This window comes from Bacteroidota bacterium, assembly GCA_039111535.1.
GTDB lineage: Bacteria > Bacteroidota > Rhodothermia > Rhodothermales > JAHQVL01 > JBCCIM01.
In genome coordinates this window covers 1-3,028 of record JBCCIM010000336.1, presented here as the reverse complement: position 1 = coordinate 3,028, position 3,028 = coordinate 1, and the positions used below count along the sequence as shown (strand labels likewise).

Sequence of the window (3,028 nt, the reverse complement as noted above, 5' to 3'; positions counted from 1 at the left end):
GCCATGCACCGCTCGGTGATACGGATCATCTATTCTCGCTTGAGCATTTGCAAAATTAATTTTCAGTTTAATCGTGCCGGCTCCAGGAATTGGTGAACTTCTGACAGCTTTTGTTCGTTCGTATTTTACAGGTCTCCCCATCCCCATTTGCGCCCCCACCTTACGCTATTTTTTCACCTGCATGGGTGAGCTGTTCTCATTTTAGGAACCGCTGCTGCGGCGCAAACACACCCAGGCTATCAGCCTGTGAATCAGCTCCCGGGTTATCGCACGTATAACCCCAATGCGTGGTTGGCAAGCGTTTTCTCAACCCGCAAATCTGGTTATGTTTAATCTCAAGTCTGCTTCCTCCTTTACGTGGTCCTTTTTAGTTGGTGTTTTTGTGCTGCTGGCATTTGGTGTGTACCAGGACATCGCATTGGATGAGCCTGTTGCCGTTTCCCCGTTTCTCAATAGCATCTTCCCAGAGACGTTGGGTTCAGTGTATGAAGTGTCATCTGAGCAAAGACCTACCGACCGCGCGCTAAGCATCACACCTGAGCCGGGCGGCGAACGCATTTTTGTCGCTGAGCAGAATGGCCGTATTTACACGTTCACTGCTACTGAAAATGGTCTGATCGGTCGAGACCTGTTTATGGATCTGCAAACGCAGGTTTTTAGTGGTCAAGACTCAGGCATGTTAGGGCTTGCATTTCACCCTGAGTATAATGTAGCTGGCTCTCCTAATGCGGCGTATATCTACATGTATTATACGGCCAATAAAGACGCCGGCCAGGTGCTGCGTCTTTCCCGCTTCACCGGGACAACCACTGGCGATCCGGGTAGTGAGTTGGTCATGCTTGAACAGGAACTGGGCCCCACGTTGCACCGCGGGGGCGGCCTGCTGTTCGGCGAAGATGGTTTTCTTTATGTAGCAATTGGCGATCTCGGCTATAAAGAACAGTCGCAGAATATTGACGAGATGTTGGCTGGCGGTGTACTGCGTATCGATGTTGACATGCAGGGCGGGGCGATAAGCCATCCTGCTCGCAGAACACTAGCAGATACAGAAAAAGGTATTTCAGGTGTGGGGTACTACATCCCCAGTGACAACCCTTTTCTTGATGAAAATGGGGGCATCTTTGAAGAGTATTACACTATAGGTTCGCGTAATCCGCATCGGATGACAATCGACCGGGTGACTGGCCTCATTTACATCGGCAATGCCGGCTCCAACAGCTTGCAAATTCGAGAAGAAGTTAACCTTCTGGAAAAAGGGGGCAACTATGGCTGGCCCTTCCGAGAGGGGACCATTGACCGGCCGGAAGATATGGCGCGTCCTTCCGACAGTGAAATGATTGGCGCACTGGTTGATCCGCTACATGAATACCCAAAAGCAGATGGCAATTGTGCAGTCATTGGTGGGTACGTATATCGCGGTACAGCGATGCCCGAGCTCGTAGGGAAATACATTTTTACTGACTACTGTGGCAAGAAAGTCTGGGCCATGGATGTCACTGGTGGGCCAACCGCTGAAAAAGAAGAACTGACAACTGTGCCGCTGAATCCTTATACCCTCGGTGAAGACGCTGACGGCGAGCTTTACATCGGGGTAGAAGGGTGGAACTCAATTTACAAGCTGGGTTCGTCGGGTGGCGGAAGCGGTGGTACGCTGCCCACCTTGCTATCTGAAACGGGTGCATTTGCGGACCTGGCTTCCTTGACGCCAGCGGCTGGTGTTATTCCGTATGACATTATTGCACCGCTTTGGTCTGATGGCGCAGAGAAGTTTCGATGGGTAGCCATCCCGAATGACGGTACCCAAAATACACCGTCTGAGCAGATTCTTTACCAGGAAACAGAAGACTGGACCTACCCGACTGGCACGGTATTTATCAAACATTTTGAGCTTGCGCTGGATGAGTCGGCCCCTGGAGATACACGCCGCCTGGAGACACGCTTTCTGGTGCATGGTGAAAACAACGTTTATTATGGTTTTACCTACCAGTGGAATGAAGCCGGCACAGATGCAACCCTGCTGGAGGCATCCGTGACTGAAGACTTTACTATTACAGAAGCAGGTGGCGGTACAAGGCAACAAACATGGTACTTCCCAGGCCAGAGTGATTGTTTTGCCTGCCACACGTCAGCCGCCGGTTATGTGCTCGGCCCCAAGACGCGGCAAATGAATAGCGATCAATTGTATCCAGTTACCGGACGCGTGGGTAACCAGCTTGAAAGCCTGAATCATATCGGTGTCTTTAGTCCAGCGATCAACATCAATGGATTGTCGCAAGTCCTGACTTCGAAAAATTTGGCGGATGAGAGTGCAAGCCTCGAAGAGCGGGCGCGCTCTTACCTTGATTCCAACTGTGCAGGATGTCATCAGCCGGGAGGTGGGACCCGCTCGGTAATGGATTTACGTTTGCAGATCTCGCTGGAAGACGCGGGAGTAATCAACGGGGATGTGGTAGATGAACTCGGCATTGCCGGCGCCAAGATAGTTGTGCCGGGGGACCCCGAAGCTTCCATTCTGTATCAAAGAATCAGCCAGCTGCAAACCGGCGCTGCAATGCCACCGCTGGCCAAAAACAAACTGGATACTACCGCTGTGGCTATGATCCATGAGTGGATCGTTTCGCTCGCTGGAGGCACAGACATCGAAGATGAAACGCCCGAACTGCCTGACGGCACAGTCTTGCACGAAAACTATCCCAACCCGTTTGCGCAGGCCACTACGATTAGCTACACGCTGTCAGCGACAGGACCAGTTAGATTGGCTGTATACGACGTGCAGGGACGAGAAGTAAGCGTTTTGGTAGATGCTACGCAGCCGGCGGGTATGCAGTCTGTTGTTTTTGAAGCACAAGACTTACCCAGCGGCACCTATTTCTACGAACTGCGGGCGGGCGACTTTGTCGAGAGCCGCAAAATGCTGCTGGTCAAATAACAATATCTCCATGGCCCCCCCAACGCCCCGTTCTGAACCCCTGTAGCGGGGGTCCAGAACGGGCGGCCAGCGTTGTGCCCAAACGGAACTGACCGATCG

At 52.2% G+C, this 3,028-nt stretch carries 1 protein-coding gene; it reads left to right on the top strand.

Going from position 1 to position 3,028, the window contains the following annotated elements; translation table 11 throughout:
• Positions 1-325 precede the first annotated feature (325 nt).
• A complete protein-coding gene (locus tag AAF564_26550) occupies positions 326-2,929 on the top strand; it encodes a PQQ-dependent sugar dehydrogenase (protein MEM8489133.1) in 2,604 nt (867 codons plus the stop codon).
• Positions 2,930-3,028 lie beyond the last annotated feature (99 nt).

Bases quoted from the DNA above. Each gene is read 5' to 3' on its own strand.
- AAF564_26550 (MEM8489133.1), top strand. From the start codon at position 326: ATGTTTAATCTCAAGTCTGCTTCCTCCTTTACGTGGTCCTTTTTAGTT.